Origin of the sequence: Pusillimonas caeni (genome assembly GCF_003545815.1) — a bacterium.
Classification (GTDB): Bacteria; Pseudomonadota; Gammaproteobacteria; order Burkholderiales; family Burkholderiaceae_B; genus Pusillimonas; species Pusillimonas caeni.
In genome coordinates, this window is record NZ_PDUW01000006.1 from 114,337 (window position 1) to 133,212 (window position 18,876).

The following is an 18,876-nucleotide window of genomic DNA, read 5'->3' on the forward strand; positions in this document are numbered from 1 at the left end:
CATCGCCAAAGCCGTCCATGCCCTTGCGAGCATGGTCGCCGCAACCTTAGGCCTGTCATTCCGGACGTGGCTCGCCGCCGGTTTTCCATAGAATGACAACCCCAATCACAGACGAAATAATGGACCCGATGAAGACGGCCGCCTTGGCGGCGACGAAATCGGCTTCGCCCGGAAAGGCCTGGCCGGCAATGAAAAGCGACATGGTGAAGCCTATGCCGGCAAGCGCCCCCGCGCCGATGAGCTGGCGCCAAGAATAGTCAGACGGTTTTTTCGCCAGCCCCAACCTGACTGCGGCCCAGGAGGCGCCGACCAGGCCCAGCGGCTTGCCCAGGACCAGTCCCGCCATGATGGCCAGTACCAGCGGCCCATGATGTTCGAGGATGCCGGGCGCGATGGCGACGCCCGCGTTGGCCAGAGCGAACAGGGGAAGCACGACATAGCTCGAACGGGCGCCGACAGTGCGCAGCATGCGGGCGGCGGGCGACTCCAGCCTGTCGTGCAGGGCGTCGAAGGCTTTCAGGGCCGGCTGCGATGGACCGCTGCGCAACACTTCGCCGCTGCGGCGCGCCTCGGCCCTCAGGATGGCATCGGCCTGGGCGGTGAGCGCCACCATGTTGACGGGCGGCCGGGTGGGGATGAACAGGGCGAGCAGCACGCCGGCCAAAGTGGCGTGCAGGCCGCTGGCATGGACGCAGGCCCATAACAGAATGCCCACCGCGGCATAGGGAGCGACACGGTAGATGTGGGCATGGTTGAGCAGAGCCAGCACACCGACAAGCACCGCCGCCCCCGCCAGGTATTGCAGGCTCAGCGCATCCGAATAGAAAGCCGCCACGACCACGATGGAACCGATGTCGTCCACGATGGCGGCGGCGGTGAGGAACACCCGCAGCGAGGTCGGAACCCGATCGCCCATCATGGCTATCAGCGCGACGGCAAAAGCGGTGTCGGTGGCCATGGGCACGCCCCAGCCGTGCGACCAGGGGCCGGCGGACACGATCAGCCAATAGACCAGGGCGGGAACAGCCATGCCGCCAAGCGCCGCGGCGACGGGCAAGGCCGCAACGCGCAATTCGGCCAGGTGTCCCACCGTAAATTCACGCTTGATCTCCAGGCCGACGACGAGAAAGAAGAAGGTCAGCAGCCCGTCATTGACCCAATGCAGCAGCGACATGCTGAACGCCGCCTCGCCGAACGAGAACCCAAGCGGACGCTCCCACCATTGCGCAAAGGCGGGCCCCCACGCGGAGTTGGTCAGCAGCACCGCCAACACCGCCGCCAGCAACAGCAGCAGGCCGGCCGCGGGCGCCCAGCCGACGAAATCCTCGGCCGCGCTGCGGAGGCGGTGCCCGGGCGTGCGCAACATGGCGTCGGTGAAGGAGCTTTCATCCCAGGGGCCGTCATAGCGCCTGCCGTTGATGAAGAAGGTGGGCGTGACGGCCACCCCGCTTGCGCGGGCGCTGTGGACGTCCGCTTCGATACGGGCATCGGCGCGGGGGTCTTCCGCCGACATGGCCTGCTCGAAAGCGGGCAGGCCCAGATCGCGCGACGCCTGGGCGAGGTCGTCGTCGCTGAGGGTATGCGAGCGCGTCATCAGCGTGATGTGGGCGCGCCAGAACCGCTCTTCGTCGGCGGCGTGTTCGGCCAGACGGGCGGCGCGCAGCGCGATATCGCTGCCCGGCAAGGGGAAATGGCGAAAGACATAGCGCAGGCGGTCGCCGAACTCGTGCCGGAGCTGAACGATGTGCTCGTTCACCGCCCGGCAGTATGGACAGGCATAGCTGCCGTATTCGACCAGCGTGATCTGCGCATCGGCGGGGCCGAGTACATGATCGCGAGCCTCGTCGACGGGACGATCGAGCTTGGAGCTTACCGCTTGTTGCGACACGTGCAGTCTCCTTTGCGATGGCGAAGCGGCTTCATCGTGCGCGCCTGGCGCCTCGTCTGCATTGTAAGGGCTATACTAGGCAGCACGCAGGGGTACTTGCCGGTTTGCGCCGGCTGGTTGAGAGAGTCCCTTCGTACCAGTACGGATAACGCCGATGCTGGGAGCGTGCTCGTTGTACTTCAATCGACTTCGCGTCGTTCAATCGCTACGAGATAAATCCCTATCGGCTCCATTAATCTTTTTTTGGAGCACATCTTGAAAACCCACTTTGATCTACCCCACCGTGACCCGGCCATGGACACCGCCGCCGTCACGCCGCTGCCGCGTTCCCGCAAGGTTTACCAGACCGGCTCGCGGCCCGACCTACGCGTGCCCTTCCGGGAAATCGAACAGGACGATACGCCCGCCGCGCTGGGCGGCCGTCCCAACCCTCCCCTTACCGTCTACGACACCAGCGGCCCGTACACCGATCCGGATGCCGCCATAGATTTGTACAAGGGCCTGCCCGCCCTGCGCGAGGACTGGATCGCGGAGCGCGGCGACACCTCCCCGCTGGCCGGCGTCAGCAGCGCCTATGGACGCTCGCGCGAGACCGATGAGCGCCTGGACGCCATACGGTTCAGTCGCATGCGGCCGCCGCGCAAGGCGCTTCCGGGCCGCTGCGTGACGCAGATGCATTATGCGCGTCGCGGCATCGTCACTCCGGAGATGGAGTTCGTGGCCATACGCGAGAATCTGCGGCGCGAGCAGTACATCGAGGCGCTGGCCGCCGGCGGCGCCGATGGGGAGCGCGCCGCCCAGCGCCTGCTGCGCCAGCACGCCGGCCAGGCGTTCGGCGCCGCGATTCCGCCCTACATCACACCCGGGTTCGTGCGCGATGAAGTGGCCCGCGGCCGCGCCATCATTCCGGCCAACATCAATCATCCCGAATCCGAGCCGATGATCATCGGCCGCAACTTCCTGGTCAAGGTCAACGCCAACATCGGCAACTCGGCCCTGGGCTCCAGCATCCGCGACGAAGTCGAGAAAATGACCTGGGCCACGCGCTGGGGGGCCGACACGGTGATGGACCTGTCGACCGGCAAGAACATCCACGAAACGCGCGAGTGGATATTGCGCAATTCGCCCGTGCCCATCGGCACGGTGCCCCTCTACCAGGCGCTGGAGAAGGTCGACGGACGTGCCGAGGCACTGACCTGGGAACTGTTCCGTGACACGCTGGTGGAGCAGGCCGAACAGGGGGTGGACTACTTCACCATCCACGCCGGCGTGCGGCGCGACTTCATTCCGCTGACCGCCGGCCGACTGACCGGCATCGTCTCGCGCGGCGGCTCCATCATGGCCAAATGGTGCCAGGTCCACCAGCGCGAAAGCTTTCTGTACGAACGCTTCGAAGAGATCTGCGAGATCATGAAGGCCTACGACGTGAGCTTCTCGCTGGGTGACGGCCTACGGCCGGGCTCGGGCCACGACTCCAACGACGAAGCCCAGTTCGCCGAGCTGCGCACTTTGGGCGAGCTGACCCGGATCGCATGGCGGCACGAGGTGCAGACCATGATCGAAGGGCCCGGGCACGTGCCCATGCATCTCATCAAAGAAAACATGGATCTGCAGCTGGAGCACTGCCACGAAGCGCCCTTCTACACCCTTGGCCCGCTTACCACCGACATTGCGCCGGGTTATGACCACATCACCTCCGGCATCGGCGCGGCGCTGATCGCCTGGCACGGCACCGCCATGCTGTGCTACGTGACGCCCAAAGAGCACCTGGGCCTGCCCGACAAGCAGGATGTGAAGGACGGCATCATCACCTACAAGATCGCCGCCCATGCCGCCGACCTGGCCAAGGGCATGCCCGGCGCCGCGATACGGGACAACGCCCTGTCCAAGGCGCGGTTCGAATTCCGCTGGGAAGACCAGTTCAACCTGGGGCTGGACCCGGAAACCGCACGCGAGTTCCATGACCAGACCCTGCCCAAGGACGCCATGAAATCCGCCCAGTTCTGCTCCATGTGCGGACCGCAGTTTTGCAGCATGAAGCTGTCGCAGGACGTCTACGGGCTGGATGAGCAGGCGCCCGCGGAGGAATGCGCGGAATCCGTGCCGGCGGACGCGAAATCTTCGGACGGAGTCACGGAAAAACCGGTTTCCGTGATCAGGCCCGGCGATGCCTCAGCTCGTGCGGACCTTCCCATCTGATAGCAGTTCGTCGCGCATCTCGTTGAGTATGCGGCAAAACACCGTGGCGGGAAGCGAGGTCGTAGGCGACTCGGGCTCGCTTCCCGTACGGTGGATGAGGGTGGCGCCGGCGGTCGAGGCCAGCACCTGCGCCAGCCCGGAGTTCTGCGCGATGCGGGCGCGAAGCGCCCGCTCGATGAGCCGATGATGCTCGGGCGAACCATAGTCCAGCCGCTGCCCGTCCCAGTAGGCGCCGCTGCGATCGGCCGTGTCGCCCAGGTGCTTGGCATCCCATCCGCTGGACACGAAAGCCTGCTCGCGCCTCGGATCGCCCTCGGGAAACTTGATGCCCTGGATGAAACCCTCGATGGAGGCGAACAGCATGCCGTCGAGGCTGAAGGGCGAAAGCATGAAGTTGGACAGGGCCACGCCCTTCCAGTCCGAAGAAGTGCTGGAAACGTTGAGTGTGGTTTCGGTCTGGCTCATTGCCCCTCCTGGTTGCGCCGTGGACAGACCGCCGATTGTACCGTTCGTTTCCTTTTTCCCGTTGTGTATAATGGCGGACTTGGCTCGATGCATCCATATAAAAACAACAACGAAAAATCGTCGAGCCCTCAAAGGATTGAAAAGTCCTACGGCGCCATGGCAGAGTGGTTATGCAGCGGATTGCAAATCCGTGTACCCCGGTTCGATTCCGAGTGGCGCCTCCAGTTTCGAAATTGGCGCCATCAAGGCTGCGCCAATTAAATGGGGCCGATTGGATACTGTTGCTTCACCAGCTTTACCCACTCTTTTAAATATAGTTGGTAAGCCTCTTCGTCCTTTTGCCAAATACGGTTTTCGGCCATTCCACGGATAATATTTAAAGACAGGTTCAAAATAGTTTTTGCCTGCTCTTCTGTATATCCGGCCTCCTGAAAAACCTGCAGCCATAAAGCGTTGGTGGTACGCCTGTAATGCAGCATTATGGGGCGAATGCTCGACATCAAATCAGGATCTGTTCGGGCGACCATAATGACTTCCAAGGCAGCCAGAAATGGCCATTCAAAATATACGCTAAGGCAGTCAGCGATAAAACCTTCGACGGGATTCTCTCGCGACTCGGGGCTTTTCGCCATACGCTGACCTCTTATGATGCATTCATCATAAACGACGGCCGTTGCGGCCAAGACTAGTTCAGCCTTGGTGGAATAATGGTGCGCCAAAGCGCCATTCGACAATCCCGCATTCTTAGCGACTTCTTTGGTAGTCAGTCCGTTGTACCCGCGACTCATTAAAACGTCGATGGTCGCGGACAAAAGACGCGCCTTTGCGTCCCGGCTGCGATCGCTTTGGGCACGCCGCTTACTTGCCCGCTCTTTTACGGATGGACGTGAATCAGCTTGCTTGTCGGTTTCTGCTTGCAAATCATTAGCGGAAACAAATGAAGATACGCCGTGAGGCTTGGTCGTTTTTCTCGCTGTCATCTTACTTGCCGCGCCACATCTGAATTATGCGTACAGACCATTATATCTGCGTTGATCTTGCAAGACGTTCACAACTTAAGGGCCAAACAATACCGTATTGTTTGGCCCCGAAACCCATGCTCGTTTATTCCGCTTCAGCTTAATGGACACCGCTCATGATAGGCATCCTGATAATTCTCAAACGGCGTAGCGATTGTTTTTAAATTCAGTCGGCCCTTTCCGTCTTTTACGACTTCCATGATATGCATGGCATGGATCGGAAAATGATTATTGCCGAACTTGAACTCGCCTCTAACAGAATCGAATTTTGCATTCTTCAATGCGCTCATGAATGCCTTTTTATCGGCAACGTCACCATTTACCTCGGCAATCGCAGCGTCCAAAAGCTGCGCAGCGTCGTAACTCTGAGCCGCATAATTCGAAGGGATGCGCCCATATTCTCGTTCGAAATCTTCAACAAACTGTTTGCTTTGCTGATTGGGGAAATCCGGAGCCCAAAATCCGCCGCTGATCACACCAAGCGCCGTGTCGCCAATCGCGGGCAGCGTAAGCGCATCGACCACATAGGTGGTCAACAACGGGATCTTACCCATCAAACCCGCTTGTGAATACTGCTTGGCAAACGCAACGCCGAGCCCGCCCGGAAAGAAGGCGAATACCGCGTCCGGATTAGCTGCCGCAATTTGCGACAACTCCGCGGAGAAATCCATTTGAGTCAACGATGTATAGACTTCGTCAGCTAACGGCTCATCATAGTAGCGTTTGAAACCTTGAATCACATCTTTGCCGGCCTGGTAGTTAGGCGCCAGCGCGACAATATTTTTTATTCCTTGGTCTTTTGCGTATTTCCCGACAGCTTCCGCAGCTTGATCTCCTTGCCACGATGTTATGAACTGGTAAGGTGAACATTGTTCGCCGGCAACCTGGGATGGGCCGGCATTGGAACCTATAAGAAAGACGCCTTTATCGGTAATGTATTTATGAACGGCCATCATGATGTTCGAATGGGAAACGCCCGTAATGATTGGCACTTTTTCCCGCTCTACCAGTCGGCGGGCCACCTGCGTGCCAACGTCGGGCTTGAACTGGCTGTCCTCTGTAATCAACTCGATCTCGACCCCTCCAAGCTTCCCTTCGTTGCGCTTTAATAACAGCCTGAACCCGTCGAGCTGATCTTGGCCAACCCCCGCCGTAGCGCCAGTCAATTCCCCGATGAATCCGATCTTGATCGGCTCCTGGGCCATTGCAGCCATAGACATTGAAGCCGAAAGCGCACAAGCCACGAGTAAGTCGCGTAAGGCGTGCTTCATGTTTCTTCTCCTTAGTGGTGAGACTACTTTTAGTCTGCAACAGCGGTGTTATTTATCGACGTTGATGCATTACTACGTTCTTCTTCCAGCATATGTTCGATGATCCTGCGCATGCGTACAGAACCGGCGTCCACGCTTAAAAGGACTGGCTTCATCTCCCAAAAGTCCGCGCCGGTCAACGCCGCTTGCTGAGCCTCGAGGATCGGCTTGTCTTGCTCTTCGAAAGCAAAGCGTCTGAGTGCTTGGTATCTACGATCCTCGTCGGGACCGAGCGCCGTGGCCACGGGCATTGCAACAGCAAAATAGTAGTGCGTGGAATGCTCGGTCTCAGGGGTCAGAATGTGGACGCCGTAGTACCAGCCACGCTCTTCCTTTTGCCCTCCGACCCTATGAACACCGGTGTCCAACAGGAAACAGCTCGGAGCGGTCCATTTCATGTTTGTCCACATATCCACAGCTTGCCCATCCTGGCGATACAGGAGATCGAAAATGCCGGGAACCGAAATGTTGGGCATCCAGCGATTGGCTTGCACCGCCCGTTCACTGCTTTCCACTACTTCCGCTGCTCCTGCCTGTTCAGGGCTTCCCAGATAACCGTCGTGCACATATGTGATGTGGCTCAAATCCATCAAGTTATCAGCCATCAATTGGTAATTCGCATTCATGTGCAAGTAGCCGCCGCTCGTTTTGTAGCCGGCTTGCGAATCGAGAACACCGTAGTCCGGGATGGCGGAGATATCGGGCTTCCCATCACCTAGCCAGATCCAGACGAAGGTGTGGCGCTCCACAGTCGGAAAGCTCTTGACTCGTGCAGCGGAGGGGATTCTGCCATCGCCATGCGGATTATTTACGCAGCGTCCCGTACAGTCGAATTCCAACCCATGGTAGGCGCACTGGATTCTGCCATCGACAAGTTTGCCCATATGCAGGGGAATAAACCTGTGGGGGCACCGGTCTTGCAAGGCCACCGTCTCACCTTCTTGCGTGCGATAGAAAACGACAGCCTCATCGAGGATTTGCCGGTGAAACAGTTCCCCCAATTTGACATCACTACTCCAACATGCGACATACCAAGCGTTTCTTATGAAGCTCATACCCTCCTCCTCGAGACCATACGCATTCACTAACAAAACGGTCAACCTGTTTGTTTTACGGGTATACTTTTACATGAAGGTTGACCGGTTTGTTTATTCTCGCATACGCTTCTGAGCGAGACAACGGGTTTCTGAAGGAGAGACCCCCATACAAACCCGTATATACCCTACATATCAAGTACCGTTCAGCGGCCACCCCGAAGCCAAGCTATTCACCCTTCCGCAGGACGATACACAGTCACGTCGCCTCAGAACGTGTAGCCTAGGGCACTACTTCACCACTCGTATCGAGTCCACTTCGATTTCGGGCGGCCGGCGCAGGCCGGTGTCCACTTCTCCGTGTATCTCTACCTTGGTCTTCTCATCGACAGGCTCGCGCGGGAAATCGTCGTCGTCGATCTCGGCCACGATCTCGGCGGTGCCGTCCGAGAATATGTATTTTTCTTTGCCGATCTTGCGCAACAGCTGCCCTTGCATCGTGATCTGCTGATCGTCGGTCGGGTTGGCAAGTATCGCTGCCACGGTGTTTTGCGCGCGGCCGCCTTCGGTGGGGCCGGTGTACTGCGCGTAGGCCGGTGCGGCCGTGGCGCCGGCAAGCAGGGCGCCGATGAAGAACAGACGGGATTTCGATGGTGCGGACATGTGATCTCCTGGTTCGAATCGATGCAAGGCTGCGCATCAAGGGCGGGCGCCATTGGCCGTTAAATATTCTACCGTCGTGTCGAGCGTGCCATCCGGGTGCAGAAGCAACCATCGGTAAGCCGGGCCGGCGTCATCCAGCGCATATTCGCGGGTGCGAGGCGCAAACTGGAAAGCGGTCGAAGGAGAAGCCAGCACGCGGACCGGCGTATGCGCCGATGCATCCATGCCAGGGTGCCGGCCATCGAGTTCCTGGTGCACGTGCCCGCACAGCACGGCGCGCACCTGCTCGCAGCCTCCGATGCATTCGAACAGCGCGCTCGAGTCCTTCAGCATGTATTTGTCCAGCCACTGGCTGCGGACCGGCACGGGATGATGGTGCAGCACCACCAGCACATGGTTCGTCGTGCTGTCCAGTGCTGTCCGCAATCTGTCGAGCCGCTCCGGCCCGAGGCGGCCGGCATCCTCGCCGGGCAAGGTGGAATCGAGCATGACGATGCGCCACGCCGGCGTGTCTATCCACTCGGGCACATGGCCGCGCCATACGTCGAACAGAACGGACGCACGATCGTGGTTGCCGGGCAGGCCGAAGACAGGCGCCTCGACTTCGTTCATGTACTGCTGAAATCGCATATAAGCAGAAGCTGCGCCGGTATCGGCGATGTCGCCGGTAGCCAGGACCAGATCGGGTTTCCGGGGTAGGCTGCGGGCCATGGCGCCGAGCACTTTGCGCAGGTTCCTGTCGGTGTCCACGCCCGCCACCGGGCTTCCGGCTGTTTCGGGCAGATGCAGATCCGTAATCTGCACCAGCAGCACGGCGCCTTCCGGAATGGCGGTCAGACGCACCGCGCTTTCCATTTTGATCTCTTTGTGAATTCGATTCATTCCGCCCGGACGCGGTCAGGACATGAGCGCGGCGCCCCGCGGCGATACCGCGCACTGCCGCCGAAACCCCGCCCGGCAAGGGCCGCCGCCCCAATGGAAGGCCGCCCCGACGGAATGAAAGTACGCCGGCGGACGCTAGGGCGCGCGACCGCTGATCAGGCGCACCAGCACCATGATGATGGCGACCACGATCAGGATGTGAATGAAACCGCCGATCGTGTACGAGGTCACCAATCCGAGGAGCCAAAGAATCAACAGAATGACTGCAATGGTGTAAAGCATGGCATCTTCCTTTTTTGCGTTATGGAAACATGAGGGTCTTTGCGGTCCCGCGATCGGTAATTTTTACCTGGCTAAATACTGAATTCGCGCCCGGGGTCCGCCCTACCCGATTTTCAAGCACTGTCTCCAGAGCCTTTAAAAGCTAAAGGAATCATGGAAACAGCGTCGTGGACTCAGTTGTTGCTTTCCTCCCTGTTGCCCGAAAAATCGCTGGTATTTGCGCAAGTGCCGTGCCTGCGCATCGCCCTGTGCACCTTTGCCGGCCATGACTCCGACGGCATGCTATTTGCTGTAGCTTCACCGACCTTCTTCGGTCTGTCAAACAGGAGAATGCTATGACTATGAAGAAAAAGCTGGCGATCGTCCTTTGCAGTATGCCTTTTGCCGTGGCGCCCATTGCCTATGCGCAAACAGGCGGCGCCACCGAAGGGACAACCTCGCCTCAGTCGGGCAACCAAACCGACATGGGCACGGACGGCGCCCCGAATACCGGCGGCACGAGCGGCAGTGGTTCTTCAGACACAGGCAGCAGTTCCAGCCCCACCACCACGCCTTCCACCAGCAGCGGTGCGAGCACCAGCGCTACGGACGACGCCGCCGCGAAACCGACGCCTGACGCGTCCTCCGGCGAAAGCTTCCAAGCCAAGCTGAAAGGGAAATCGGTCTATAACGAGAACGACGAGAAAGTAGGCGACATCAAAGATCTCGTGATGTCCTCGGACGGCAAGGTCACCCACGTGATTTTGGGCGTAGGCGGCTTTGTCGGCGTGGGTGAACATCCCGTGGCCATCCCTTACGAAGAAATCAAGGAAAGCGGCGATAAACTGACCCTTCAGGGCTATACCAAGGATCAGTTGAAGGAAATGCCGGCTTACGAGTATCCGAAGGAAGAGCCGGCGCCGGCACCCGCCTCGTCGCCCACTTCGCCCTCGGCGCCCATGGGCGCCACGCGCTGACAAGGCCCCGGACGCTAAACTAGGCCAGGGCCGGCCCTTACGGGCCGCCCTGCCTGTACCACGCATCCGGCTTCTTCCGCACTTTTCAGAAGGCGTGATGGCGGGCGGCGCTTATTACATTGTTGACAGGAGCCTAATCATGAATGATTCGGACACCAGGCCGGACGAAGAACAAACGCCTTTCCCGACCAAGGACGACCATCCTGACTCGCCCAGCACCACTTCGCCTCCACAGGACAAGGACAAGAAGAAAAAGACGGAGGAAGAGCTGCTCGACGAGGGTCTGGACGAGACCTTTCCCGCCAGCGATCCCGTATCGATCGGCACGGAAAAACCCAAGAAAAAGTCCAGCTAAAGAAAAACCCCTCGAATCGCCTTACAGGGCAATTCGAGGGGTTTGTTCGCTTCGCCCGATATCAGGCGCCGGGATGCGAACGCTTAGTCTTTATCGTTGCGCTCGGCAGTGGATTGCCGGTCGTCGTCGCGGCTGCTTTCGTTTTGGGCGCGCTTGGCATCGGGAGCTACCCAGTTAAGGGGCTCGATCACAAAAGGGGGTTTTTTCTGTGTCGGCTTTTTCGACATATGTAGAACTCTCCTTGCTTGCACCGGCCGAACGCCCATGCGTTCGGCAACACTTGGCAGTATATCATATTATGTCAAGTATTTCCAGTATTTGCGTGCATCGCGCTCTCTTTTTACGCTATCATGCAGTAATATTTGCATAAACATTGACGAGAAAACATGGATGACCGCGTCCTTGCTTCAATGGCCCGGTGGCCCGATCTGCCGGCCGTCCGAGGCTGGATGTCGCTTTCCGAGCAAGGCCAATGGCGCCTGCACCCCGCGGGCGATGCCTGGCAAGCGGGCCAGCCGTGCAAGCCGCCGCTGCCTTCGGGCGAGCCCATTGAAAACACACAGCTCCGCAACTTCATCGATCGCAATTATGCGTGCGACAACAAAGGGCGCTGGTATTTCCAGAACGGCCCGCAACGGGTCTATGTGCGCCTGGACGCCGCTCCCTACATCTTGCGCACCGGCAGCAAGCCGTCGGCGCTCCATACGCACAACGGCCTTTCGATAGAGCGTATCGAGGGCTGGTGGCTCGATGAGCAGGGCCGTCTTTATGCCCGGACCGATCACGGTCCAGGCTTGATCTCGGGCCGGGATGCCCCTTCCCTATCCGAGTCGCTGCGCACGTCCGACGGCCGCCCGCTTCTGTCTTTCCTCGAATCGCTCGACACGCTTGAATCGCTCGACGAGATCAAAGACATCTCCCTCATGCATGGTCCGGATGCAGGCGCCCCGCTGGGGTTCTGTCCCGCTTCTGAAATCGCCCGGCGGCTCGGTTTCGTGCCCTGCCCCTAGCCGCCGCGCGGCATGGGGCTTCGGCACGCAGCGCCTCCAAATGAATATAGAATAAGGCCATGACGACCCCCGCCCCCGCGTTCTATTTTCCCGCGCCCCGCACACAGAAGTTCTGCAGCCTATGCAGCGCCGCCATAACGCTGCGCGTGCCGCCCGACGACAATCGCATGCGCGCCGTATGCGAAAACTGCGGGGCTATCCATTATCAGAATCCTCGCAATGTCGTGGGCGTGCTGGCCGTCTGGCAAGACAAAGTGCTGCTGTGCCGGCGCGCCATCGAACCTCGTTACGACAAATGGACTTTGCCGGCCGGCTTCATGGAACTGGGCGAAACCACGGCACAGGGCGCCATGCGCGAAACCCAGGAAGAAGCCGGCGCCCAGATCGAGCTGGGCTCGCTCTATACCATCATCGACGTGCCTCATGCCGAACAGGTGCATTTCTTCTATCTGGCCCGGGCCTTGTCTGAAGACCTCTTTCCCGGCCCGGAAAGCCTCGAGGCGCGCTTCTTCGCGCTGGATGAAATCCCGTGGCCCGAACTGGCTTTCCGTACTGTCATCACGACGCTGGAACACTACGTCGCCGACACCGAGCGCGGCGTGTTTCCGATGCACCACTACGATATTCCCCTGCCGGTACCCGATTAGGGCGTGTCGACACTGAAGCGGATATGAACCCCCTGGCCTGGATCGACGATCACACCCCTTTTCCGCATCCCAGCAAGGCCTTGCCGGAGGGTCTGCTGGCCGTGGGGGGCGACCTCTCCATCGAGCGCCTGACCGAAGCCTATTCGCAGGGCATTTTTCCGTGGTTCAACGAGGGCGATCCCATACTCTGGTGGAGCCCCGACCCGCGCATGGTGCTTGCATGCGCCGACTTCCGCGTCGCGCGGTCGCTGGACAAGAAATTGCGCCAGATCGCCCGCGGCGACCACGATGCGCGGGCGCCCGTTCAAATCCGGATCAACACGGCTTTCGTGCGCGTCATCCAGGCATGCGCCGAACCGCGCGGCAACGTCGCGGGCACCTGGATATCGCCCCAAATCCAGGCCGCCTATCATGCCTGGCACAAGGCCGGCCATGTGCACAGCATCGAAACCTGGATGGACGGAGAGCTTGCGGGCGGCCTGTATGGTGTGAGCCTCGGGCGTTTCTTCTTCGGCGAATCCATGTTCGCGCGCGTCAGCGATGCGTCCAAGCTGGCACTGGCCTACCTGGTGCTCTTTCTTCAGCGGGAAGGCATCCGGCACATCGATTGCCAGCAGCAGACGTCGCATCTGGCCAGTCTGGGCGCCCGGCCCATGGACCGCGAAGACTTTCTCGCCCTGCTGGGCGATGCTCTGCAGCATCCTTCCCCGCGCTGGCCGAAAGGCCGCTTGCTTGCCGATGGACAACTTGCCCCGCTGCCTGCATTGACGCCATAATGAAATCTGCCCCGCCCCGCGAAGCGCCGCCATGAGCCATCCCACCGAGCTGACCTTCAAGACCCTGCAGTTTTATTCGACGGCATCGTACCCGTGCAGCTATATCGAAGGGCGCGAGGCACGCTCGCAGGTGGCGGCGCCCACCCACCTCATCGATGCGGCCACCTATTCCCGCCTGGTCGAAAAAGGCTTTCGGCGCAGCGGCCTTTTTACCTACCGCCCCCACTGCGACGCCTGCCGGGCATGCCTGCCCATCCGTGTCGACGTCGAACGCTTCCAGCCCAGCCGCACGCAAAAAAAGATATGGCGCCGGCACCAGCATCTGCGGGCCGGCAACGCGCCGCTGGAATTCGAACTCGAACACTTCGAGCTCTACCGGCGCTATGTCTCCACCCGCCACGCCGGCGCCGGCATGGACGACGACGACCAATCGCAGTACACCCAGTTTTTATTGACCAGCCGGGTCGACACCACGCTGATCGAATTTCGCGATGAAAGCGGCGTGCTGCAGATGGTGTCCATCATCGACATCCTGGACACGGGCCTGTCGGCCGTCTATACCTTTTTCGATCCGCAGGCGCCGGGCAGCCTGGGCACCTACGGCGTGCTCTGGCAGATCGATCGATGTCGCGCCATGGGCCTGCCCTGGCTGTATCTCGGGTACTGGATCGGTGAAAGCCGTAAAATGGCGTACAAAACACAATATCGGCCCTGCGAAATCCTGCGCGGCAATCACTGGTCTCCCCTGTAAATCGATGTCCCTGCTATTCAGTTCCTATCCGCTGGCGCGTCCCGCGCTTTTCTCCCTGGACGCCGAAACCGCCCACGAGCTCACGCTCTCCTCTTTGCAAAAGGCCTACGACTGCCGCTTGACGAGGCATCTGCTCTCCAGCCGGCCGCAACTGCCCACACAGCTGATGGGCCTGTCCCTGCGCAATCCCGTCGGCCTGGCCGCCGGCCTGGACAAGAACGGCGCCCACATCGACGCGCTGGGACAGCTGGGCTTCGGCTTCATCGAAGTCGGCACGGTCACCCCGCGCGCCCAGGCGGGCAACCCCAAGCCGCGCATGTACCGGCTTCCCGAGGCGCATTCGCTGATCAATCGCATGGGCTTCAACAACGACGGCCTGAAGAAGTTCATCGACAACGTGCGCAGCAGCGCCTGGCGCAGCGAAGGCGGCATCCTGGGCCTGAACATCGGCAAGAACGCCGACACGCCCATGGAACGCGCGGTGGACGACTACCTGGCCGGCCTCGAAGGCGTATACCCTCATGCCGACTACGTCACCGTCAATATTTCGTCGCCCAACACGCAGAACCTGCGCAGCCTGCAAGGCGGCAGCGAGCTGTCCGAGCTGTTGCGGCCCTTGCAGGAAAAACGCAAGGAACTGGCCGACAGGCATCAACGCCGGGTGCCGCTGGTGGTGAAGATCGCCCCCGACCTGACGGCGGAACAGATAGACGCCCTGGCCGACATCCTGCCGCAGTACGGCGTGGACGGCGTCATCGCCACCAATACCACCATTACCCGCAACGCCGTCGAGGGCCATCCGCATGCGGGCCAGGCCGGCGGCCTGTCGGGTCCGCCCGTACATGCGCTGTCGCTGGCCGTCATACAAAGGCTGCGCCAGCGCCTCGGTTCCGACATCGCCATCATCGGCGTGGGCGGCATCCACGAGGGGCGGCACGCCCGGGAAAAAATGGCGGCGGGCGCCGACGCGGTCCAGCTGTACACCGGCCTGATCTATCGCGGCCCCGCCCTCATCAAGGACTGCGTCCAGGCATTGGCCGGCGCCGCGGCGAACGCCCGATAGGCCCAAGGAAAGCGTTTTCGCCGCTTGACCGCGGCAAAGAAAGCCCCGTGTTCCGCAGGCCGGGGCCCCGCCGTTGTCCGGCTTGCGGCCGGCATGCCGCTCGGCTTGATGCCAGAAACAAAAAATCCCGTCAAAGCCCTTGGACTTTGACGGGATCTGCGACCGCGGCCGCCGCTTGACGCCGGGCCGGCTCTTGTGAAGCCGGCCGGCACAAGGAGACGAATCAGGCCGTGGCGCGGCGCGCGCGGGTGGCGGGCTTGGCGGCTTCGGCAGCCGAAGTGGCGGCTTGCAGCGTGGCGTTGGCGGCGGCGTTCAGGTTGGACTCGGCCGTTTGCGTAGCCTGCTTGGCGGCCTTGCTGACCGACTCGTAGGCATTGTTGACCGAAGCCAGCGAGGACTTCAGCAGGGCGACGGCGCTTTCGGAGCCGGTGGGAGCGGTTTTGGAGAACTGCTCGACGGCATCGGCGATTTGCTGCTGCGCCTGGGCGACTTGCTCTTCGGTCAGGCGGCTGAGGTTGCCCTGCACGGTCGATACGATGTCGTACACATGCTTGCCATAGGCCAGCGTCTTCTCGGCGCTGGGTTGCACCAGCGAGCTCGTGAATGCGACGGCTTCCTGGGCATCCTTGACTTCGATGGCTTCCTGGGACTTTTGCGCGGCTTCGTCCAGGGTGGCCTTCATGACTTTCAGATTGAGATCGACGAGTTTTTCGAATCCATCGAAAAATGCGCCTTGGACAGCCAGCAGATTGTCCAGTGAGGCTTTCTGCGTGGCAAAAACTTGTTGGGGGATAGCGCTCATGACTGTTCCTCGTAATAGGCTAAGACGGTTGGGCATTTTGCTGCACTGCACAAACGATATTTTACGGGAAATCCCATGCCCGTCAAGCACTTTTGTTGCGTCGCAACAAATTGTAGGAAAAAAAGCGCGTACACCCGCCCTCAGGCGCCCATAGACTTGCGTTCGTAGCCCATGGCTTCGGAAATCCGCGCCGCGGTGTCCTGCAGCAGCCCTATCCATTCGTCGCGCATGCGGTCGGCCGGCGCCGAGATGGACAGCCCCGCCTGCAGCTTGCCGGTATCGTCATACACGCCGGCGGCGATGCATCGCACGCCCAGCTCGAGCTCTTCGTTGTCTCGCGAATAGCCGTGGCGGCGCACCAGCGCCAGATCGCGCTCGAGCTGATCCGCCTTGGTGAGGCTGTTGCGCGTCGTGCCGGCCAGTCCGGTGCGCATGATGTAGGCCTTGACCTGCCTGGGCTCGCTGACAGACAGGAACAGCTTGCCGGTGGAGGTCAGGTGCAGGGGCGCCCGGCCGCCTATGGCGCGCACCACCTGCATGCCCGAGCGTTCGCTCCAGGCCCGCTCGATATAGACGATTTCATCGCCCTGCTGCACCGAGAGATTGATGGTCTGGCCCGTGATGGTGTGCAGTTCGCGCATGTACTCGATGGCGACCTCGCGCACATTGAGGCGGCCCTTGACCAGCGAACCGAGTTCCAGCAGGCGCATGCCGAGCTGGTACAGGCCGCTGTCCACGCGCTCGACATAGCGCCCCACGACCAGGTCGTTCAAGATGCGGTGGGCGGTGGAGGCGTGCAGGCCGGTCGCGGCGGCAAGGTTCTTGAGGGCCACGGGTTCGGACTGCCGCGCCAGTACGTCGAGCAGCAGCATGGCTCGTTCCAGCACCTGGATGGCGATCTGAGAGCCCCCGTTGCCCGTCCCCAAAGCGCCCGCCGCGGGGTGGCCCGGCGCAGGGGCATCCGGCAAAGATATCTTGGAAGCAAGAGAGGACTGGGGCATGAGCTAAGGGATATGACGCAACGCAACAATCCCATATTATGAAAAAACCGCCGCGCTTGGCAAGCGTTTTTTCTTAACCAAATATCAGTAAGCTCATTCCGGCGGCGTCAGGCTGCCCCCTACCCGCTCGACTTCGGCCCGAAGATAGGCCAGGGCCTGCGCCGCCGCTTCGGGCTCGCCCTTGACGCCCAGATCGATGTGGGGATGGCCGGTGCCCATGCTGGGCAGGCTGAACGCTTTGACGCCGGGCCATTGCCGTTCCAGATGCTCGAGCGCGGGCGTAATGCGCGACTCGGGCAGGTTGAAGGCCAGAAAGGAGTGCTCGACGCGGGTCGTCCGATGATGCAGGTGCTTGTAGCGGGTATCGAGCATCCATTCCATCATGGGCCAGGCAATGACGGGAAATCCCGGCATGAAGGTATGGTCGCGGATGAAAAAGCCCGGAATCTTGTTGTACGGATTGGGCACGATTTCGGCCCCTTCCGGAAACACGCCCATCTGCAGCCGCTGCTGGTTCTCGGGCGTGGACATGTCGGCGCTGCCGCTGCCCCGCCGCGCCATCTCGGCGCAGCGCTCGGCGATCAGGCTCTCGGCCTCGGGATGGAGACGCAGAGGCACGCCCAGCGCCTGGGCCGCGGCCTGGCGGGTCTGATCGTCGGGCGTGGCGCCGATGCCGCCGCAACAGAACACGACGTCCCCGCCGGCAAAGCTGCGCTCGAGCGTGGCGGCGATGCCGTCGCGATCGTCGGAAATGAATTCCGCCCCCGCCAATTGCATGCCGCGCTGGGACAAGAGCTCGATCAGCTTGGGCATGTGCTTGTCCTGGCGGCGTCCCGAGAGGATTTCGTCGCCGATGATGATGAGGCGTATGCGCCTTGTGGATTCAGAGGCGGGAGGAGTCATGGCGATTGCACCTGTCGATCATGGGTGGCGGCCGCCTGCAGCGCGGCCTGCTGGCGCAGCTGGCGCAGGGCTTCGAGGCTGAAGTGGGCAAACACCAGGGACGAGAATACCGGCAGCACCAGCCACGCGGGCGGAAACAGGTTGATGAGCGCCAGCACGAAGCCCATCAGCCAATACTGCCGATTATGCCGGCGCCAGATCAGCTTGCGTTCGTGCGCATTGGCATGTTCGATGACGGCGTCCACCCGCAGCATGCGCGTGAAAGCAAAGGCCCACCACACGATGGGCAGCACGACCGGCAGCGGCGGAATCAGCCACAGCGGCATGGTCAGCAGCCAGCCCAGCGAAAACAATACGCCGACCCATATTGCATTCCATATGCCGTAGGAAGTGGAGAACTGCCCGTGGCGCACCACGCCGACGTACTCGCGCCTTTCGAGGTGGCGCAGAACGATGGGCATGACGAAGACGGCGGCGATGACCAGACCCAATATGCCCGACAAGGGCAGCAGGATGGCCACGGCCAGCAAGGGCACCAGATACAGCTTGATGGAGAACAGGCCGATGGCCAGCAGCCACTGGTCGAACTCGTTCAGGTAGGACCAATTGAGCGCGTGGACGTCCAGCCAGTTGGTGAGGGGTGTCCAGAAGGCCCAGATGAGCACCACGGCGCCCACCAGGGCAATAAAGAAGGGCAGCAGCAGCGTCAACAGCATCTTGGGATGGCATTGCGTGACGAGAGCCCGCTTGAACGCCACCCCTACCGCCGCAAGCCCCGTGGACGAGGAAGACCGGACCGCAATGTCATAATCCATTATGGGCGACGCTTTGAAATGAACACCCGGCTATCATAATCAAACACCATTCGCT

22 protein-coding genes and 1 tRNA gene are annotated in these 18,876 nt (G+C 61.0%); 10 read left to right on the top strand and 13 right to left on the bottom strand.

Annotated elements, in window-relative coordinates; all coding sequences use genetic code 11:
• Positions 1-55: 55 nt before the first annotated feature.
• Positions 56-1,888: a Na+/H+ antiporter NhaA gene (gene nhaA / locus CSC67_RS14210; RefSeq protein ID WP_118995104.1), complete on the bottom strand. Its 1,833-nt coding sequence runs from the start codon at positions 1,886-1,888 to the stop codon at positions 56-58.
• Positions 1,889-2,182: 294 nt separating this feature from the next.
• Here nhaA and thiC point away from each other — a divergent pair, with 294 nt between their 5' ends.
• The gene (gene thiC, locus CSC67_RS14215; protein ID WP_118995105.1) at positions 2,183-4,087 is read left to right on the top strand and encodes a phosphomethylpyrimidine synthase ThiC; all 1,905 of its coding nucleotides are present in this window, start codon (positions 2,183-2,185) and stop codon (positions 4,085-4,087) included.
• Here the strand turns inward: thiC and CSC67_RS14220 are convergent.
• Positions 4,061-4,552, bottom strand: coding sequence for an NADAR family protein (locus CSC67_RS14220; protein WP_118995106.1), 492 nt, complete (start codon positions 4,550-4,552; stop codon positions 4,061-4,063). The genes thiC and CSC67_RS14220 overlap by 27 nt on opposite strands.
• A 150-nt stretch (positions 4,553-4,702) precedes the next feature.
• Here CSC67_RS14220 and CSC67_RS14225 point away from each other — a divergent pair.
• Positions 4,703-4,776 (top strand) — tRNA-Cys (locus CSC67_RS14225).
• 33 nt (positions 4,777-4,809) lie between these two features.
• Here the strand turns inward: CSC67_RS14225 and CSC67_RS14230 are convergent.
• The 6 genes from CSC67_RS14230 to CSC67_RS14255 form a co-directional block, all read right to left on the bottom strand.
• Positions 4,810-5,532, bottom strand: coding sequence for a TetR/AcrR family transcriptional regulator (locus tag CSC67_RS14230; RefSeq protein ID WP_118995107.1), 723 nt, complete (start codon positions 5,530-5,532; stop codon positions 4,810-4,812).
• Between the two features lie 134 nt (positions 5,533-5,666).
• A complete protein-coding gene (locus CSC67_RS14235) occupies positions 5,667-6,842 on the bottom strand; it encodes an ABC transporter substrate-binding protein (protein WP_118995108.1) in 1,176 nt (391 codons plus the stop codon).
• Between the two features lie 29 nt (positions 6,843-6,871).
• Positions 6,872-7,936 carry an aromatic ring-hydroxylating dioxygenase subunit alpha gene (locus CSC67_RS14240; RefSeq protein ID WP_118995266.1) on the bottom strand — a complete coding sequence of 355 codons (1,065 nt, stop codon included), beginning with the start codon at positions 7,934-7,936 and terminating at the stop codon, positions 6,872-6,874.
• A gap of 270 nt (positions 7,937-8,206) precedes the next feature.
• A complete protein-coding gene (locus CSC67_RS14245; protein WP_118995109.1) occupies positions 8,207-8,578 on the bottom strand; it encodes a YgiW/YdeI family stress tolerance OB fold protein in 372 nt (123 codons plus the stop codon).
• 36 nt (positions 8,579-8,614) lie between these two features.
• A complete protein-coding gene (locus tag CSC67_RS14250) occupies positions 8,615-9,433 on the bottom strand; it encodes a metallophosphoesterase (protein ID WP_167752896.1) in 819 nt (272 codons plus the stop codon).
• Between the two features lie 162 nt (positions 9,434-9,595).
• Complete coding sequence (locus CSC67_RS14255; RefSeq protein ID WP_118995111.1) at positions 9,596-9,742, bottom strand: lmo0937 family membrane protein; 147 nt, start codon at positions 9,740-9,742, stop codon at positions 9,596-9,598.
• A gap of 153 nt (positions 9,743-9,895) precedes the next feature.
• Here CSC67_RS14255 and CSC67_RS14260 point away from each other — a divergent pair, with 153 nt between their 5' ends.
• From CSC67_RS14260 to CSC67_RS14270, 3 genes are all read left to right on the top strand, one after another.
• On the top strand, positions 9,896-10,081 hold the full coding sequence (locus CSC67_RS14260; RefSeq protein WP_118995112.1) for a hypothetical protein: 186 nt from the start codon (positions 9,896-9,898) through the stop codon (positions 10,079-10,081).
• A complete protein-coding gene (locus CSC67_RS14265) occupies positions 10,078-10,698 on the top strand; it encodes a PRC-barrel domain-containing protein (protein ID WP_118995113.1) in 621 nt (206 codons plus the stop codon). Before CSC67_RS14260 ends, CSC67_RS14265 begins: the two co-directional genes overlap by 4 nt.
• A gap of 139 nt (positions 10,699-10,837) precedes the next feature.
• Complete coding sequence (locus tag CSC67_RS14270) at positions 10,838-11,053, top strand: hypothetical protein (protein ID WP_118995114.1); 216 nt, start codon at positions 10,838-10,840, stop codon at positions 11,051-11,053.
• An 83-nt stretch (positions 11,054-11,136) separates the two neighbouring features.
• Here the strand turns inward: CSC67_RS14270 and CSC67_RS21380 are convergent, their stop codons facing one another.
• The gene (locus CSC67_RS21380) at positions 11,137-11,280 is read right to left on the bottom strand and encodes a hypothetical protein (protein ID WP_167752897.1); all 144 of its coding nucleotides are present in this window, start codon (positions 11,278-11,280) and stop codon (positions 11,137-11,139) included.
• A gap of 159 nt (positions 11,281-11,439) precedes the next feature.
• On the opposite strand from CSC67_RS21380, the gene CSC67_RS14275 reads away from it, so the two are divergent.
• Genes CSC67_RS14275 through CSC67_RS14295 form a run of 5 tightly spaced genes read left to right on the top strand, consistent with a single transcriptional unit; the run spans position 11,440 to position 15,300 of the window.
• Entirely contained in the window at positions 11,440-12,063 is a 624-nt protein-coding gene (locus CSC67_RS14275) for a DUF2946 family protein (RefSeq protein ID WP_118995115.1), read from the top strand.
• A gap of 59 nt (positions 12,064-12,122) precedes the next feature.
• Entirely contained in the window at positions 12,123-12,710 is a 588-nt protein-coding gene (locus tag CSC67_RS14280; protein ID WP_118995116.1) for an NUDIX hydrolase, read from the top strand.
• A 23-nt stretch (positions 12,711-12,733) separates the two neighbouring features.
• Positions 12,734-13,486, top strand: a complete 753-nt coding sequence (gene aat, locus CSC67_RS14285; RefSeq protein WP_118995117.1) for a leucyl/phenylalanyl-tRNA--protein transferase — start codon at positions 12,734-12,736, stop codon at positions 13,484-13,486.
• Positions 13,487-13,517: 31 nt separating this feature from the next.
• Positions 13,518-14,237 carry an arginyltransferase gene (locus CSC67_RS14290; RefSeq protein WP_118995118.1) on the top strand — a complete coding sequence of 240 codons (720 nt, stop codon included), beginning with the start codon at positions 13,518-13,520 and terminating at the stop codon, positions 14,235-14,237.
• A 4-nt stretch (positions 14,238-14,241) separates the two neighbouring features.
• Positions 14,242-15,300 carry a quinone-dependent dihydroorotate dehydrogenase gene (locus CSC67_RS14295; protein ID WP_118995119.1) on the top strand — a complete coding sequence of 353 codons (1,059 nt, stop codon included), beginning with the start codon at positions 14,242-14,244 and terminating at the stop codon, positions 15,298-15,300.
• Positions 15,301-15,523: 223 nt separating this feature from the next.
• Here the strand turns inward: CSC67_RS14295 and CSC67_RS14300 are convergent, their stop codons facing one another.
• From CSC67_RS14300 to CSC67_RS14315, 4 genes are all read right to left on the bottom strand, one after another.
• Complete coding sequence (locus CSC67_RS14300; RefSeq protein WP_118995120.1) at positions 15,524-16,102, bottom strand: phasin family protein; 579 nt, start codon at positions 16,100-16,102, stop codon at positions 15,524-15,526.
• A gap of 140 nt (positions 16,103-16,242) precedes the next feature.
• Positions 16,243-17,103: an IclR family transcriptional regulator gene (locus CSC67_RS14305; RefSeq protein WP_167752898.1), complete on the bottom strand. Its 861-nt coding sequence runs from the start codon at positions 17,101-17,103 to the stop codon at positions 16,243-16,245.
• 93 nt (positions 17,104-17,196) lie between these two features.
• Positions 17,197-18,006 (bottom strand): competence/damage-inducible protein A, encoded by an 810-nt coding sequence (locus CSC67_RS14310; protein WP_118995122.1) that lies wholly within the window; start codon positions 18,004-18,006, stop codon positions 17,197-17,199.
• Positions 18,003-18,821, bottom strand: a complete 819-nt coding sequence (locus CSC67_RS14315; RefSeq protein ID WP_118995123.1) for an EI24 domain-containing protein — start codon at positions 18,819-18,821, stop codon at positions 18,003-18,005. The genes CSC67_RS14310 and CSC67_RS14315 overlap by 4 nt, the downstream gene beginning before the upstream one ends.
• Between the last annotated feature and the right edge of the window lie 55 nt (positions 18,822-18,876).

Bases quoted from the DNA above. Each gene is read 5' to 3' on its own strand.
- CSC67_RS14305 (WP_167752898.1), bottom strand. From the start codon at position 17,103: ATGCCCCAGTCCTCTCTTGCTTCCAAGATATCTTTGCCGGATGCCCCT.
- CSC67_RS14235 (WP_118995108.1), bottom strand. From the start codon at position 6,842: ATGAAGCACGCCTTACGCGACTTACTCGTGGCTTGTGCGCTTTCGGCT.
- CSC67_RS14290 (WP_118995118.1), top strand. From the start codon at position 13,518: ATGAGCCATCCCACCGAGCTGACCTTCAAGACCCTGCAGTTTTATTCG.
- CSC67_RS14270 (WP_118995114.1), top strand. From the start codon at position 10,838: ATGAATGATTCGGACACCAGGCCGGACGAAGAACAAACGCCTTTCCCG.
- CSC67_RS14315 (WP_118995123.1), bottom strand. From the start codon at position 18,821: ATGGATTATGACATTGCGGTCCGGTCTTCCTCGTCCACGGGGCTTGCG.
- CSC67_RS14300 (WP_118995120.1), bottom strand. From the start codon at position 16,102: ATGAGCGCTATCCCCCAACAAGTTTTTGCCACGCAGAAAGCCTCACTG.
- CSC67_RS14310 (WP_118995122.1), bottom strand. From the start codon at position 18,006: ATGACTCCTCCCGCCTCTGAATCCACAAGGCGCATACGCCTCATCATC.
- CSC67_RS14240 (WP_118995266.1), bottom strand. From the start codon at position 7,936: ATGAGCTTCATAAGAAACGCTTGGTATGTCGCATGTTGGAGTAGTGAT.
- CSC67_RS14255 (WP_118995111.1), bottom strand. From the start codon at position 9,742: ATGCTTTACACCATTGCAGTCATTCTGTTGATTCTTTGGCTCCTCGGA.
- CSC67_RS14280 (WP_118995116.1), top strand. From the start codon at position 12,123: ATGACGACCCCCGCCCCCGCGTTCTATTTTCCCGCGCCCCGCACACAG.
- CSC67_RS14260 (WP_118995112.1), top strand. From the start codon at position 9,896: ATGGAAACAGCGTCGTGGACTCAGTTGTTGCTTTCCTCCCTGTTGCCC.
- thiC (WP_118995105.1), top strand. From the start codon at position 2,183: ATGGACACCGCCGCCGTCACGCCGCTGCCGCGTTCCCGCAAGGTTTAC.
- CSC67_RS14220 (WP_118995106.1), bottom strand. From the start codon at position 4,552: ATGAGCCAGACCGAAACCACACTCAACGTTTCCAGCACTTCTTCGGAC.
- CSC67_RS14230 (WP_118995107.1), bottom strand. From the start codon at position 5,532: ATGACAGCGAGAAAAACGACCAAGCCTCACGGCGTATCTTCATTTGTT.
- CSC67_RS14250 (WP_167752896.1), bottom strand. From the start codon at position 9,433: ATGGAAAGCGCGGTGCGTCTGACCGCCATTCCGGAAGGCGCCGTGCTG.
- CSC67_RS14295 (WP_118995119.1), top strand. From the start codon at position 14,242: ATGTCCCTGCTATTCAGTTCCTATCCGCTGGCGCGTCCCGCGCTTTTC.
- CSC67_RS14245 (WP_118995109.1), bottom strand. From the start codon at position 8,578: ATGTCCGCACCATCGAAATCCCGTCTGTTCTTCATCGGCGCCCTGCTT.
- CSC67_RS14265 (WP_118995113.1), top strand. From the start codon at position 10,078: ATGACTATGAAGAAAAAGCTGGCGATCGTCCTTTGCAGTATGCCTTTT.
- CSC67_RS14275 (WP_118995115.1), top strand. From the start codon at position 11,440: ATGGATGACCGCGTCCTTGCTTCAATGGCCCGGTGGCCCGATCTGCCG.
- aat (WP_118995117.1), top strand. From the start codon at position 12,734: ATGAACCCCCTGGCCTGGATCGACGATCACACCCCTTTTCCGCATCCC.
- CSC67_RS21380 (WP_167752897.1), bottom strand. From the start codon at position 11,280: ATGTCGAAAAAGCCGACACAGAAAAAACCCCCTTTTGTGATCGAGCCC.